We start from the raw sequence: 15,174 nt of genomic DNA, 5'->3' as shown, positions 1-15,174 counted from the left end.
GTTTTTCGTTCAGTCGCCGCTGGCCGGGGCCTGCAGGGCGGCCGGGGGTTGCCCCAGACCGCCCGGTTGCAGGGCGGGTGGCTGACCGAGGCCACCTTGCGGCTGCAGGGCCGGGGGAGCGCCCAGACCGCCGGGCGCGGGTGCCGGAGTGGCGCCATCGGCCGGGGGCTGAAGACCGGCCGGAGCGCCGAGACCGCCGCCCAAGCCGCCGCCAAGACCACCGCCGAGGGGTTGGAGAGCCGGCATTTCGATCGTGACGGTCGACGGGTCGATGGTGGGTGCCTTGTAGTGCAGCACAAGCTGCGGGAAGACGATCACCACCACCACCATGATCAACTGGATCAGGATGAAGGGGATGGACCCTGCATAGATCTGATCCGTCCGCACCGGATCTTCCAGCTTGCCCGTGACGGTATCCTTGTAGCGCGACTTGGGCGCGACGGACCGCAGGTAGAACAGGGCAAAGCCGAAGGGCGGTGTCAGGAAGGAGGTCTGCATGTTCATGGCAAGGATGACCCCCAGCCAGATGAGATCGATCCCCAAGGCATCGGCGGCCGGCACGATGAGCGGGACGATGATGAAGACCAGTTCGAAAAAGTCGAGGAAGAAGCCAAGGATGAAGAGGACGAGGTTCACCACGAAGAGGAACCCGTATTCTCCACCGGGGACGGAGGTCAGGAGATGCTCCACCCAGACATGGCCGTTGACGCCATAGAAGGTGAGCGAGAAGACCCGCGCGCCGATCAGGATGAACATGACGAAGGCCGAGAGGCGGGTCGTTGCCGCAAGCGCCTGCGTGATGACCGCGAATTTCAGCCGCCGCTTCATGAAGGCAAGCACGAGCGCACCGACAGCGCCCATGGCACCGGCCTCGGTCGGGGTGGCCAGACCGATGAAGATGGTGCCCAGCACGAGGAAGATGAGCGCCAGCGGCGGGATCAGCACGAAGATCACCTGCTGGGCGAGGCGGGACATGGTGTTCATGCCCAGCATCTTGTCGGCCAGCGTATAGGCATAGACGACCAGCACGCCGACGACCGCGCCCAGAACATCGGCATTCGCGCCCTGCGTGGGATAGAGCCAGACATGCGCGCCATAGCCGATGGCCATGATGGCGGCGACCGCGACCATCAGCGACGTGACGCCACGGCCAAGGGTCCGCACCTCGGGCGGGAGGGCAGGGACGGCGTTGGGGCGGAAGATCGACAGCAGGAAGATGTAGGCCATGTAGAGGCCCACAAGGATGAGCGCGGGCAGGATCGCCCCGTGATACATGTCGCCCACGGAACGGCCGAGCTGGTCTGCCAGCACGATGAGGACGAGGGAGGGCGGAACGATCTGCGCCAGAGTGCCGCTTGCCGCGATGGTGCCCGCAGCGACCCGGCGATCATATCCGTAGCGCAGCATGATGGGCAGCGAGATGAGGCCCATGGCGATGACGGAAGCGGCGACCACCCCGGTCGTGGCGGCCAGAAGCGCGCCGACGAGGATGACGGCATAGGCGACGCCGCCACGGATAGGGCCGAAGAGTTGGCCGATGGTATCCAGCAGGTCCTCGGCCATGCCTGACCGTTCGAGGACGATCCCCATGAAGGTGAAGAAGGGGATGGCCAGCAGGGTTTCGTTGGACATCACCCCCCAGATGCGGTTGGGCAAGGTGTTGAGGAGGGGCCAATCCAGCGTGATCGACCCGCCGGACAAGGGTGCCAGTTCGACACCGATGAAGAAGAAGAGAAGGCCGTTCGCGGCAAGGGCAAATGCCACCGGATAGCCAAGGATCAAGAAGATCACGAGGCTTGCGAACATGATCGGCGCAAGGTTCATGGCGATGAATTCGATCATTTCCGCACCTCTTCCAGCAGGGCCTGCGCTTCGAGTTCGGCCTGTTCCTTGGCGTTGTGGAAGGGATGCGGGTCTTCGATCAGGCCGCGCATGATGGCGATCTTCTTGATGATTTCGGAGATGCCCTGAAGGGAGAGCAGGATGAAGCCGATGAGGAGGACGGCCTTTGCTGGCCAGATGATCAGCCCGCCGGAGTTCGTGGACACCTCGCCGCTGCGATAGGACGACATCACATAGGGATAGAGGTAGTAGACCATGAGGAGCGAGAAGGGCATCAGGAAGAAGAGATGGCCCAGAAGATCGATCCACTGACGCGTACGGTCGCTGACACGGCCATAGAGGACGTCGATCCGGACATGTTCGTTCTGCCGCAGCGTATAGGCCGCTGCCAGCATGAAGGCCGCGCCGAAGAGATACCACTGCAACTCAAGCCATGCGTTGGACGAGATGGAGAAGAGTTTGCGTGTGACCGCGTTCGTGGCACTGACGAGAACGGCAATGAGGATGAGCCAGCCCATAAGTCGGCCTATGACGCCGTTCACGGCATCGATTAGGGACGAGAGTCCCAGAAGACCTCGCATCGTTTTCCCCCCTGAAAGTCGTTTTTTGACGTTTTTTCGCAAGCGCAAAGGTAGGGGTGCAGGGGGTTCCCCGTCAACGTCAGAGGTCGCGATTGTTGCTGGACGTAGCGTTGTGATGCCCGCGCAGCCCCCCTGTTCTAGATAATCATCGGACCCGGCAGGAGCAGGTGCCGCTTTTCCGCACGATCGCCTAACTTCCGTGCTTTCCTTGATTTTTCAACGTGAGCTTCGCCTTTAATCACCGTTAAGACGTCCTAATTCTGCCGTTATTGCGCAGCATCTTCGAAGGGTATCAGTGACTGTGCCAAAGTCTGAAACAGTCGTTCTTCTTGCCGTCAGGGTGTGACCAGAGCCATGGGACTTGTGACATGAGAATCCTTGCGATCGACGACGATCCTGTGTTTCTCGAACTGCTGGCCGGAATGCTGAAGATGATCGGCTACGGGCAGGTCACGACCATGCCTTCCGGTGAAGAGGCCCTGCACGAACTGGATTTTTCGGGCGTTCTGTACGACTGCATCCTGTCTGACATGCAGATGCCGGACATGGATGGTGCTGCGGTTACTGCGGCGATCCGCCAACGCACGGCCTATCGTCAGACGCCGATTCTGATGATCACGGCGATGTCGGGCAAGAACACGGTCGACGATGCCTTTGCCGCGGGCGCGACGGATTACATCACCAAGCCTTTGGACATCATCGAACTCCGGGCGCGGATCGGGATGGTGGACCGCCTGCTGGCAGAACGCCGCAGGTTGGCGGAATTCGCGCGGCTCGTGGGGCAGCGGGCCGCAGCGGCCGAGATAAAGGCGGAATTCGAGACGCCGATCCTGATCCCCGGTTTCGACCGGGGGATCGAGTTTCTGGCCATGGAGAACTATCTGCTGACGCTGGGCGTGAAGCGGATGTATTCCACCTCGGCCTTTGCCATCCACATCAAAAATGCGGGCATTATCTTCAACAAGGCGTCAGGGGCGACCTATGTCCAGATGCTTGGGGATGTCGGTGCGCAGATCGTGGATGCGCTGAAGACCGAAGATGTGATGATCGCCTATGCCGGAAGCGGGACCTTCGTCTGCATGACGGAGCGTGATCCGGGGCAGTCGCCCGATGACCTCGAGATCCTGATCAACATCGGGCTGATGGATTTCGAGACGATCTATGCCGCCGACCGCCTGCCCGTGCCGCAGGTGCGCGTGGGCGAACCCGCGCGCAGCGCGTTCCTTTCGCCGACCAAGCCAACCCGTATTCTGGAGCGCGCGATCCAATCCGCCACGACCCCGCCCGAGAAGCGGTCGAAGAACGGTCAACTGGTGGCATGACATCGACGGATCTCTGCCTGAGACTGGGCGATGACCATCCCTTCGCCCCGGCTGAGCGCCTGTTCCGCCAGATGGCGGCAGAGCGGCTTGATCTTCTAAGTACGGCGTGGATGCGGCTTGAAAAGGGGCAACATGTCCTTGAAGCGCTGGCGGACGTGCGCCACATCGCGCATGTCGTTGCTGGCACTGCACCCTCGCTCGGGCATGCGGGCCTTGGTGCGCAGGCGGATCGACTTGAGCGGCTAGCCTCGGATGGTGCGGTGCGAGAAGAGGTGCTTTCGGCGCTTCGCCCCTTCATGGCCTATCTTGCCGATTTGGTCGAGGATTGATCGTTCAGTCGGAACCGTTGGGCAGAAGTGATCTTATCGCCTTTGTCATGTCGTTCATGGTAAGTGGCTTCGGTACGCAGCTGTCGAAACCCCAGATCAGATACTCCACAACCTGATGCGACATCGCGTTTGCCGTGACCGCGATGATCGGCACGCGGTTTGAACCGGTCGCTGCTTCGATCTTGCGGATTGCCTCCAGCGCGGCCTTCCCATCCATGACCGGCATGGCGATATCCAGCAATACGACATCGAACTTTCCGGGCGCCCATGCCGCGACGGCCTGGGCACCGTCGTCCACCGTCGTAACCTCGGCCCCACAGCGCTTGAGCATCAATTCAAGGACCGATCGGTTCGTCAGGTTGTCGTCGGCCGCAAGAATGCGCAAGCCTTCAAGGCTGCCTTCGGCCCTCTCCGGCCTCTGGGGTGCGACAGGTTCTGGGGGCGCGGCCGAGATCGGCAGAGGAAGAGAGACGCGGATTGTCGTCCCATGTCCCTTTTTGGAGGTGACGCTTATCTCGCCTCCCATGCGATGGACGAGAGTCCGGCATATAGCCATGCCAAGACCGGTACCGCCGAACCGGCGTGTCACCGAACTGTCCGCCTGACGGAACTCCTCGTGCAGGATCTCTACCTCCTGCGGCGACATCCCGATGCCAGTATCGCGTACAACAAGCACCAGAGGATTGCCCGGCCTGCCGGAAACCTCCACTGTCACCTCACCACGGTCGGTGAACTTGATCGCGTTGGACACAAGGTTGTGCAGAATCTGTTGCACGCGGAAAGGGTCGCCCATCCGGCGAACTTCGGCGCCGGTGGAAACCAGAACCTCGAAATCCAGCCCCTTTTCTTCTGCCTTCAGACGATGGAGGTCTTCGACGCGCTCTGCAAGATCGACGGGGCTGAAGGGAACATCCTCCAGTTCCATCTTGCCCGCCTCGATCTTGGACATGTCGAGGATGTCGTTCAGAATGTTCAGCAAGCTTTCGCCCGACTTGCGGATCGTGCCGATCATCCGCTTGTGTTCCGGATCCGTCAGCGTGCTTTCAAGGACCTCGGCCATGCCCAGAACACCGTTCATCGGCGTCCTGATCTCATGGCTCATGTTGGCAAGGAACATCGACTTGGTACGGCTCGCCTCTTCCGCCCTGGCCTTCGCCAAGTAAAGCTCTGTCACGTCAGAGCCGACGCCCCGATACCCTAGGAAGACCGCGTTGTGATCAAAGACTGGCTGACCGGATATGCGGAACCAGCGTTCCACACCATCGGGCGCATAAGGCGCGCGGTAGACGAAATTACGGAACGGTCGATGTTCCCTTTGAGCGGAGAGGACTACCTCCCATTCCGCGCTGGCGCGAACTTCGGGATGCGAGTCCAGCCACTCTTCCCTTGTCTTGCCCAGAATGCTGTTCGCGGTCAGGCCAAGCTGTTCGACATGTTCCGACCCGGAAAGGTAGGTGAAACGGAGTTCGTTATCCTGTTCCCAAAGCCAACCGTCGGTGACAGCCGCGATATCGGAAAAGCGCTGCTCGGCATTGGCGCGTTGGGCAAGGGCATTCTCGAGTTCGGCCTTTGCCCGCATCAAGGCGGCTTCGCGAGACTTGAGTTCGGATATCTCTATCTGGATACCCGCCATGACTTTCGGTGACCCATCCACCTTGCGACGAACGACGCGCGCCCTGTCCAGAACCCAGATCCAGTGCCCCTGACGGTGCCTCATCCGATACTCGGCCTCGTAGGCCTCATCCTCGCCGGTGGTGCAGCGGCGCAGTTCGGCTTCGACCCATTCCTTGTCATCCGGATGGATCAGGCGGCTCCAGGTTTCATAAGTGATATGAGGGAGTTCCTGCAGATCGTACCCAAGCATGTTGGCCCAGACGTCATTCACGACCTGCCCGACTGAATCGAAGTCCCAAGTCCAGGTTCCGACCTGCGCGCCGTCGATAACATCGCCCAACCGACGCTCAGCCAGAAGAATGGCTTCCGGCGTGACGACGACGGAATCCGGCTGGCCGTCATCACGGAAGTCCTTTTTCCTGTCCTGCTGCATCCGCCACCCTTACCTTTCGGACGAATCGTTCGTTTCATCCACGCTGAAGGATCGCCTCAATCGTAGAAAGGAACGTTTCAGCCGTGAGCGGCTTTGGCAAAACGGCATCGATCAGGCCGCCCGTCGATCGGATGTCGACCCTGTCGGCATCGGCGGTAAAGCGCACGACGGGCGTACTGGCGTTGCTGGAATTGCCGGAGCGCAGATATCTGATGACCCGGTCACCGGTGATGTGCGGCATGTTGTGGTCGAAGAGCATCAGATCGTATTTCGACCCCAAGGCAGCTTCGAGTGCGCTGCGCCCGTCGCCTACGATGGTAAGTTCAATATGCGAGGATCCGGACAGAAACGCCATGACGATCTGCTGATTTACTTCATCATCCTCGGCAAGGAGGACCCTGAACTTCTGCTGATGTGCCGCTGCGTTCATACAAACACCCTGATCTGCGATTTCTCGCCTCGTATCACTCACCACAACTCATGGGCGATAATGTGGTGAAAAAACGGACACAAACATTTCTTAAAGCAGAAGCCGAAACGGCCCCGATTTCAAGCGTTGTTTCACATTCGGCTTCCTCAGCCGCGCAACAATGTCGTCAAGGCATGCAGGAGTTCCCGCCTTTTGAAAGGCTTTGCGAGATGGGTGTCAAAACCGCCCATGATGTAGTCGGCAACCTGATTGGGCATTGCGTTCGCCGTGACGGCCACGGCAGCGACCGCCGGACGACGCATCTCGATTTCCTTGGCCCGGATCATCGACAGCGCGCCCAGACCATCAAGGACCGGCATCGTGATGTCTAGCAGCAGCAGGTCGAATGGTTGCTCTTCCTCCAACGCTTTGAGCCATGTTGAAACGGCTTCCTGTCCGTTTTCAACCATGGTCACCGTTACACCCGTCTGGGCAAGCATCTCTGACAAGACAAGGCGATTCGTAAGGTTATCATCAGCCACGAGAAGCCGTTTTCCGGCAAGGATTCCGGTGTCCAGAACGGTTTCGGCCTCTGCCACGGGCACGGAGCCGGGGGCTGCCTCGGGCAGGGGTATGACGACGCGGACATCCGTTCCTTCGCCGGGGCGGCTTTGCATGGTGATCATCCCGCCCATCAGAAGGATGAGTTGGCGGACGATGGAAAGACCCAAGCCGGTACCGCCGAAACGGCGCGTCATGGAGCCATCGGCCTGTTCGAAACTTTCGAAGACCCGCGAAAGCTGTGCCTCGGTCATGCCTACGCCCGTATCGCTGATGTCGATCGTGACTGGTTTTCCCGGACGGCAGGACAGTTTCAGCCGGACATGACCATGTTCCGTGAACTTGATCGCATTGCTCAGAAGGTTGTTCAGGATCTGAATCAACCTGTGCGGGTCACCCATGCGCGCTACGTCAGAGCCCGCACTGGTCAGCACCTGTAGATCCAGCCCCTTTTCCTCGGCCTTCACGCGATGCAGCGCTTCCACTTGACCAAGGATCTCGGACAGTACGATGGGAACCGTTTCAAGTTCCATTTTGCCCGCCTCGATCTTGGACATGTCGAGTATCGAGTTCAGCACCGTCAGCAACGTCTCGCCAGACTGCCTGATGGTGCCGACCATGCGTTGCTTTTCGGGTGTAGAGACCAATCCCTGCAGGATTTCCGCCATACCCAATACGCCGTTCAGGGGCGTACGGATCTCATGGCTCATGTTCGCAAGGAAGATGGACTTCGCGCGACTCATCTCCTCTGCCTTCGCGCGCGCCTCTTCCAGGCGGGCCGTGGAGGCGAGTTCCTCGGTGATGTCGGAGAAGGATACGACGACATGGGTTTCGCCATCGCCTGAGTTCAGCGGAACCGCATTTGCCGAAAGGACGTGGCGCGATCCGTCTGCAAGGTGGAGCGCAAAGCGTATGTTCCGGACGATCCCGCCATTCTTGATTGCCTGATGGAAAGGAAGTTGATCATCCGGCAGCGGCCCGCCATCGACGGCTTCCAGCCGCCACACTGGGTCATTGTAGGCCCGACCCCTTAACGCAGAGCGTTCCAGTTTGAGGATGCGCTCGGCTTCCTGATTGGCATAGGTGATCTCGCCACGCTCATTCATCACCGTGAGCGCGGCGATGGACGTATCCATCACCTCGGAAAGATAGGCACGCCCGGCCTGCAGCTGCCGTTCTAGACGCTTGCGCTCAGACAGGTCGAGGTGGACGCCCGCCATGATTCGCGCCTGTCCGTCCTGTCCCCATTCAGTTACGCGGGAACGCGACAGGACCCAGATCCAGTGGCCTGCGTCATGGCGCATCCGGAATTCCACCTCCGAGAACCCGTCGCCGATGTCATCGAAATGCTGATCGGCACTCGGCAGGCGGGAAAGATCCTCGGGATGGACCAGATCTAGGAATTCCGACAGGGCAAAAAGGCCTGACTCGGCACTATCACGGCCAAGCATCTCGGCCCATCTGCCGCCAACGAGAAGGGTGTCATTTGCGATGTCCCATTCCCAGGTGCCGACATTCGCCCCTTCCATGATGCCACGAAGGCGCCGCTCCGCGCGGTCGCGTTCGTCAAGTGCCGCGCTGAGTTCCCTGTTTGCGCTGTCGAGCGCCAGAATCTGGTTGCGGCGCGCCGTGACGTCAATCGCGATGGCGACGATGCCACCGTCCGAAGTGCGGGTGTGGATGCGTCGCAGCCATCGCCCGTCGGGTAGTTGCACTTCGTCCAGGTCGGATGAATCCTGATAGATCTGCAGGCGGCGCCGAACCCAGACATCCGGATCCCCGCCATCGCCAAAGACGCCCAATTCGACCCCTTTCTTCAGGATTGAAGCCAGGGTCGCGCCGGGCTGGGCGTAGGGTGAGAGTTCGGGGAACATGTCGTGATAGGCCTTGTTGGCCACCACCAGCCTGTTCTCGTCATCAAGGATGATGACGCCATCCGGCAATGCACGCACGGCATTCTCAAGCCGTTCGCGCGCTTCGTTCGCACTTTTGGCGAGTTGGGCAAGCGCTGCCTCCTGCACCTTCAGTTTCGTCACGACCGTCTCGATCGTCACGAAACCAGCCAGTTCCCCGGCGGCGTCATGTAGCGGCAGGACGTTGAAATCGATCCAGTAGCGGTTGCCGTGACGATCCTGATTGATGGTCTGTCCGGAGTAAGGCTCCCGCCGCTGGATCGCCGAGGCGACCGAGGCCGAATTGCCCTTGTCCTCGCCGGGAACACGAACCACGTCGGCAAGGTACTTGCCGCGGATCTCTTCCAGTTTCCAACCTGTCTGACGTTCGAAGGCCGCGTTGCACCAGACGATATTTTCCTCAAGATCCGTGATGCAGACCAGATTGGACATCGTCTCCACGATCTTGCCCAGCTGCACGAGTTCGTCTCGCATGCGCATGTCGGCGGTCACGTCCCGAACTAGGAAGATCGCGTTCGGTTTCTGCTCCGGCGACTCGGCGGGCTTTGCGGCACCGCTGAGTTCGAACCAGTGGGGCCCGGACTCCAGGTCAAGCCTGTAGCGAACGCCTTCCACCCGGCCGTCCGAGAGCGTCTTGTCCAACGCAGACTGGAGCGTCCGGCACACATCCGGAGGAAGGAGAGTGGCAAAGTGCTTGCCACGCAGCGTGCCGGGCGGGGCCACCATCAATTGGCTTGGTCCAGCGGTGAATTCTGCAAAACACCCGTCCGGTGTCACCTCGAAAAGAAGGTCCGGCAGCGCGGCCAGCGTGGCCGCCAGACGCCTCGCAGTATCGCGATGCAGGATTTCAGCCTCTCGTCGCGCAAGTACTGTTTCGATCACCTCGGCGGCGGCTCTCAGGAAATCAAGGCAATCCGGTTCGATTTCGGGTGTCGGATCGGCGAAAGCGAAAGCGAGTACGCCAGCCAGGGCGTCACCCTCGTGGATCGGCAGTGCAAGAAGGGCCCTCGCGGGTTCAAGCGCATGCAAGGGTGATCCTTCGGGGAGGCCGCGCACATCGGGTACAAGGATGTGCTGTCTGGCCTCAAGGACAGCCCGACCTTTGCCGATCATGTATTCCGGTGGGCACCCGAGCGGAGCGGCACCGGCTGCGTAGTACTTGTGCGTGGAAACCAGACGATCCCCATCGAGACGAAAGAGCGATCCCCAACCAGCATTGGCAAGACCCGCCAGCTTTCCGATCATTTCGGTTACAGCTGTGTCGAGGTCCGCAAGGGGCGTTCGCACAAGCGCGTTCAGCATGCGAACGACAGTCATCTCTTCCGGCACCCGGAACCTCCCGCAGCGCGGCCGAGAATCCGTCCCGGCACCAAAACCCCCCGGTCCTTATTAATTAACAAAACTCAAATCACAATATCCCAGAGGTTGCGTGACCGGCAAACTGCGCCAATCTGGCAACCTTGCTGCCATCCTTTGACTGCGTATTGTGCCACCATGGAGAATGAATCTACCTCTGAGCGGCTCGGGTCAATCCTGACTGGACTGACTGTGCTTGGCATGCTTGGCGCCTTGATCGACCACTTCCTCTTCCCATTCCCGCATCCAGCCGGACCCGCCACTTTGCTGACTGTCTATCTGGCCGGTGGTCTGCCTGCTGCCGTTTCTGCCATCAGGGAACTTTGGACGAAACGCATACTGGACATCGACCTTCTGATGGTCGTTGCGGCGCTTGCGGCGGCAGCAGTCGGCGCAGCGCTGGAGGGGGCTGTCCTTCTGACGCTCTTCTCCGTGTCCTCCACGTTGGAGCACCGCGCTATGGGAAAGGCGCGGCGTGCGGTCGAGGCTCTGATGGCCCTCAGGCCGGAGACAGCGGTGATCCGGCGAAGCGACGGGACAGTCGAAGAGATCGATGTTTCCGTGTTGCGACCCGGCGACATCGTCATCCTGCGCCCCGGTGCGCGGGTGCCAGTCGATGGTACGCTCACGGAAGGTGAGGGTGATCTGGACGAATCCTCCATTACGGGTGAATCGCTTCCCATCCGCAAATCGCCGGGCGCACGGCTCAGTGAGGCGACGGTCAATCTGAATGCCGTTCTTGCCCTTAGGGTCGAGAAGTCGCTTGCCGAGTCGACCGTTGCCCGGATGATCGCCTTGGTGACTGAAGCGCAGGCGATGAAGGCACCTTCCGAGCGCTTCTCGGAATGGTTTGGCCAGCGATACACTGTGGCTGTTCTGGTCGGTTCAGTGCTTCTGTTCCTTTTCTTCATAAGGATCGGGCTTCAGATCGATGAGGCGCTGTATCGAGCCGCGACCGTCCTTGTCGCCGCAAGCCCTTGCGCGGTGGTGATCTCGGTTCCTGCCGCAATCCTTTCCGCCCTCTCGGCCGCCGCGCGGGGTGGAGTGCTGTTCAAGGGCGGTGCCGCGCTGGAGACTTTGGCAGATGTCAGGGCCTTCGCCTTCGACAAGACCGGTACGCTGACCACCGGAAAGGCGGAGCTTTCGCGTTTGATTTCCCTTGGGGCAAACGAGACTGCGCTTCTATCCCTCGCCGCAGGGCTTGAGGCGCATTCGGAACACCACATTGCCGAAGCCATCCGGCGTGCGGCGGAAGCGAAAGGTGTTCACGCGACCGAGGTCACGGCCGTCGTGACCAGCCCGAGCGAGGGGATCATCGGGCAGGTGGCGGGCGAGACCGTCTGGGCCGGAAATCTCCGGATGGTTTCGCGCATGGGGGCCGATGGCGGGGATCACAGGATCGAAGACGTCCGGGATGGGGCAGAAACGGTCGTCTATGTCGGTCGGGGTGCAAGGTTGGAGGGCGTCCTTACCGTTGCCGACACTCCGCGGGAAACCTCGCGTCTTGGCTTGCAGGCTTTGCGTGCCGTGGGGAACCGTCGGTTGGTGATGATGACAGGGGATCGCCGTGCCGTGGCACTTGCGGTTGGGGCAAAGCTTGGCTTCTCTGCGGATGATATCCATGCCGACCTTCTGCCGGGAGACAAGGTCGATCTGGTGGATTCACTGGCCAAGGAAGGGCGGGTTGCATTCGTCGGTGATGGCGTAAACGACGCCGCGGCGCTTGCGCGCGCAGATGTGGGAATCGCCATGGGCGTCGCTGGAAGCGAGGTCGCCTTGCAGGCGGCCGAGGTGGCCCTCCTGTCGGACAACATGGAAAGGCTTGCCGAGGCGCAGAGGCTTGCGCGCAGGACGGCACGGATCATCCGCCAGAACCTTACCTTCGCCTTGGGCGCGATGATCGTCCTAGTGATTGGCGGTGCATTCTTCGAACTTCCGCTGCCTCTGGCAGTTCTTGGGCACGAAGGGGGCACGCTTCTGGTGGTGTTGAACGGCCTTCGCCTTCTTTTCGACCCGATCCGCGCCGATCGCCAACGATAGGCCAAACTGCCCCGCGACCGAAGCATCCGAAGGTCGGGGTTACTTGGCCTAAGGTGGTGTTTTGTCCAAAAATGCCCATGTTCCGCCGCATCGCCGCCCCTTAGCACACGTTAGCTGCCCCTTGCATCTGTCTGCCGGAACTCGGGGGAGCTCCATGCTGCTGCTTGAACAAAGACGTAAGGATAGGTCTGCCCGCCGATTGGGCATGGCCGCGCTGGCCCTGCTGATGGGTTTTGCCATGGCGACGCCCTCTTTGGCGATCGACGCGCGCCGCCCGAATGCCGCATTCGTGCCGATAAAGGGCGAGTCCGCGCCGCCGGACGGTGCGTCCCATCTGTGCAGCACCTATGACTGGGCCTGCGCCAAGGCGGGTCGCACCATTCAGATCGGCGAAGCCGAGTTGGAGGTCATTCGTGCGATCAACAATCGCGCCAACCGCTCGATCCGTCCGATCAGCGACATGGACCAGTACCGCATAGCCGAACGTTGGGCGCTGCCGACCAAGCGCGGCGGCGATTGCGAGGATTATGCGATCTACAAGAAGCAGGAACTGATCAGGGCTGGTTTCGCGCCAGAGCAATTGCTGATTGCGGCTGTTCTGGATCGTAACCGGCAATCCCACGCGGTTCTGGTTGTCCGCACGGAAAATGGGGACCTGATCCTCGACAACCTGACCAACCGGATCGTTTCCTGGCAGAAAACGGGATACACCTTCCTTCGAATGCAGGACCCAAGGCAACCCCATCGATGGGGGTCCGTCCTGGCCGGGGGCATCTTCGCCGGCAGCTAATCGCGGCAAAAGGAAAGCCCGCACATTGGTGCGGGCTTTCTTGCTTTAGAAAATTGGCCCAATCCTACAAAGGATTAAGGTGCCTCAATCAAAAAGAACCGAAACTCGCATCGTTGCCGGTACCGCCGCCGAAGCTTCCGGCACTACCGGTGCCCGTTCCCGTTCCTGTTCCTGTTCCAGTCCCCGTGCCCGTTCCAGTCCCCGTTCCCGTTCCCGTTCCAGTCCCCGTACCCGTACCCGTTCCAGTCCCCGTGCCCGTTCCAGTCCCCGTGCCCGTTCCAGTCCCCGTTCCCGTTCCAGTCCCCGTTCCCGTTCCAGTCCCCGTACCCGTTCCAGTCCCCGTGCCCGTTCCAGTCCCCGTGCCCGTGCCCGTGCCCGTTCCAGTCCCCGTGCCCGTGCCCGTGCCCGTTCCAGTCCCCGTGCCCGCACCCGTCTCCGTACCCGTGCCCGTCTCCGTGCCGGTACCACCTTCTGTAAAGCCTGCACCGCCGCCTTGTGCTGCTGCAGGTGTCGGGATCGTCCCGGTCGGGCCGATCAGCAGGCCCGAAACGTCGCTGCAGGTCTGTTCGACGTATTCAAGGATACGCACAAAATCCGGTCTCTGACGGATGTCGTTCAATATCCGTTCGTTCAAGGGTCGCTCGCGCAGGACATCGCACATGTCCTCGGGCAGGCGGATGGTACGGACCTGAGCATCCGCCGAGGGCGGAAGAATGAACAGTGTTCCCATAAGGACGGATGCGGCGCCGATCGCGCCAAAAATGGTCTTTGCCGGAACCTGCCGAAATTTGCGCGTGTTCATGACCGAACTCCTGAATGAGCCACCATCCCTTCGGATGGACAGGCATTAACTTTCGTTAACTCATTCGGCACGGGAAGGTCAAATTATGGCCGTCTTTCCGCCCCGCTACAGACAAAGCTTGGACAAGATCGGTAACCAATGGTTCCCAAAAGCGTCGGTAAACACGCAATGGTTGAAAATTATCCTCAGGTTGAAAGTGTTGCCACGTGGCTTGGGCTTCGAATCATCGCAATTGCCACGATCAAAGGCAGCTAAATGCTGTGGTGAACGGTGAGAAGCTCCCAATCCGTCGCATCACACCCAGTTCTTGCCAAGTTTCCGACCACTTTTGGAACGAATGTGGCTTGTTTGCCACTTTTGAAGCGGTGCGGTCGCTTTTGGGGGTCTTCGCTGCGGTGCAGTCTTTGGATTCCGATGAGCAGCTGTTGATGTGCCCAACTTCTGCCAAAGCTTCATGTAACGGTCCGTAGAGCGGGGTCGCGCGCGTTGAAAATGGGGCTTGACGTGCGAGACAGTGTTTCTACTTGTGTGAATGAACGTTCATTCTCATGCCGAATCCCGTGAATCAGCCAGACCGCACTCCTCCACAAGCCGAACATCGCGCCGTCGAGATCCTCGAAGGCGTGCGCCTTGCCTTTGCAGAGAAGGGTTTCGACGGCGCCTCCATGCAGGATCTTGCGCGTGCCTGTGGCATGAGCGTCGGGAACTTCTACCGTTACTTCCCCTCCAAGGCCGCCATCGTTGCGGCGCTGGTGACCCGCGACCTTGCCGAGGTCGAACAGGAGTTCAGCCAGATCATCAACAGCCCCGAGCCGATGATCACCCTTCGCGCCGCTCTGAGGCAGCGGATCGAGCTGGATCAGTGCGGCGGCGACGGGCAGCTTTGGGCAGAGATGACGGCTGCCGCCCTGCGCAAGCCCGAACTGGCCGAAATCAAGCGGCAGATGGAAACCGAGGTCACGCGCTATCTGACCATCGTCTTCGCGCGGGTCTGCGGCATCTCGGCGGAAGAAGCCCGCGTGAAATTCGCCCCGCATGCCATCCTGCTTGTCATGATGATCAAGGCAAGCGCGATGCATCGTTCCCATACCCCCGAAGAGCAGGGTCATCTGACGGAGCTTCTGATCCGTACAGTGAACCGCGTTCTTGACGAAATCGAATCCGACGGACCGAAAGGTTGAC

Annotated in this window: 10 protein-coding genes; 5 read left to right on the top strand and 5 right to left on the bottom strand. The window is 60.5% G+C overall.

Annotated features, from left to right (window positions below; all coding sequences use genetic code 11):
• Window positions 1-9: 9 nt before the first annotated feature.
• Together TabM4_RS19235 and TabM4_RS19230 are read right to left on the bottom strand one after the other, a co-directional pair.
• The gene (locus TabM4_RS19235) at window positions 10-1,842 is read right to left on the bottom strand and encodes a TRAP transporter large permease (RefSeq protein WP_434616232.1); all 1,833 of its coding nucleotides are present in this window, start codon (window positions 1,840-1,842) and stop codon (window positions 10-12) included.
• Window positions 1,839-2,423, bottom strand: coding sequence for a TRAP transporter small permease subunit (locus TabM4_RS19230; protein WP_434616229.1), 585 nt, complete (start codon window positions 2,421-2,423; stop codon window positions 1,839-1,841). The genes TabM4_RS19235 and TabM4_RS19230 overlap by 4 nt, the downstream gene beginning before the upstream one ends.
• 368 nt (window positions 2,424-2,791) lie before the next feature.
• Here TabM4_RS19230 and TabM4_RS19225 point away from each other — a divergent pair, with 368 nt between their 5' ends.
• Together TabM4_RS19225 and TabM4_RS19220 are read left to right on the top strand one after the other, a co-directional pair.
• Window positions 2,792-3,745, top strand: a complete 954-nt coding sequence (locus tag TabM4_RS19225) for a response regulator (RefSeq protein ID WP_434616226.1) — start codon at window positions 2,792-2,794, stop codon at window positions 3,743-3,745.
• Entirely contained in the window at window positions 3,742-4,074 is a 333-nt protein-coding gene (locus tag TabM4_RS19220) for an Hpt domain-containing protein (RefSeq protein ID WP_434616223.1), read from the top strand. Before TabM4_RS19225 ends, TabM4_RS19220 begins: the two co-directional genes overlap by 4 nt.
• Window positions 4,075-4,078: 4 nt before the next feature.
• Here the strand turns inward: TabM4_RS19220 and TabM4_RS19215 are convergent, their stop codons facing one another.
• The 3 genes from TabM4_RS19215 to TabM4_RS19205 all read right to left on the bottom strand — a co-directional run bounded on the left by TabM4_RS19215 (window position 4,079) and on the right by TabM4_RS19205 (window position 10,306).
• Window positions 4,079-6,121 carry an ATP-binding protein gene (locus TabM4_RS19215; protein WP_434616220.1) on the bottom strand — a complete coding sequence of 681 codons (2,043 nt, stop codon included), beginning with the start codon at window positions 6,119-6,121 and terminating at the stop codon, window positions 4,079-4,081.
• A 34-nt stretch (window positions 6,122-6,155) separates the two neighbouring features.
• Window positions 6,156-6,551, bottom strand: a complete 396-nt coding sequence (locus tag TabM4_RS19210; RefSeq protein WP_434616217.1) for a response regulator — start codon at window positions 6,549-6,551, stop codon at window positions 6,156-6,158.
• 146 nt (window positions 6,552-6,697) lie between these two features.
• A complete protein-coding gene (locus TabM4_RS19205; RefSeq protein ID WP_434616214.1) occupies window positions 6,698-10,306 on the bottom strand; it encodes a PAS domain S-box protein in 3,609 nt (1,202 codons plus the stop codon).
• 192 nt (window positions 10,307-10,498) lie between these two features.
• Between TabM4_RS19205 and TabM4_RS19200 the strand changes: the two genes are divergently transcribed.
• From TabM4_RS19200 to TabM4_RS19190, 3 genes are all read left to right on the top strand, one after another.
• Window positions 10,499-12,400, top strand: coding sequence for a heavy metal translocating P-type ATPase (locus TabM4_RS19200; RefSeq protein ID WP_434616211.1), 1,902 nt, complete (start codon window positions 10,499-10,501; stop codon window positions 12,398-12,400).
• Between the two features lie 154 nt (window positions 12,401-12,554).
• Window positions 12,555-13,190 carry a transglutaminase-like cysteine peptidase gene (locus tag TabM4_RS19195; protein WP_434616208.1) on the top strand — a complete coding sequence of 212 codons (636 nt, stop codon included), beginning with the start codon at window positions 12,555-12,557 and terminating at the stop codon, window positions 13,188-13,190.
• 1,362 nt (window positions 13,191-14,552) lie between these two features.
• The gene (locus TabM4_RS19190; RefSeq protein ID WP_434616206.1) at window positions 14,553-15,173 is read left to right on the top strand and encodes a TetR/AcrR family transcriptional regulator; all 621 of its coding nucleotides are present in this window, start codon (window positions 14,553-14,555) and stop codon (window positions 15,171-15,173) included.
• Window position 15,174 lies beyond the last annotated feature (1 nt).

Origin of the sequence: Tabrizicola sp. M-4, assembly GCF_051132405.1 — a bacterium.
Taxonomy (GTDB): Bacteria; Pseudomonadota; Alphaproteobacteria; order Rhodobacterales; family Rhodobacteraceae; genus Paragemmobacter.
The sequence above is the reverse complement of the archived record's forward strand: the minus strand, read 5'-3'. Positions and strand labels throughout refer to the sequence as shown.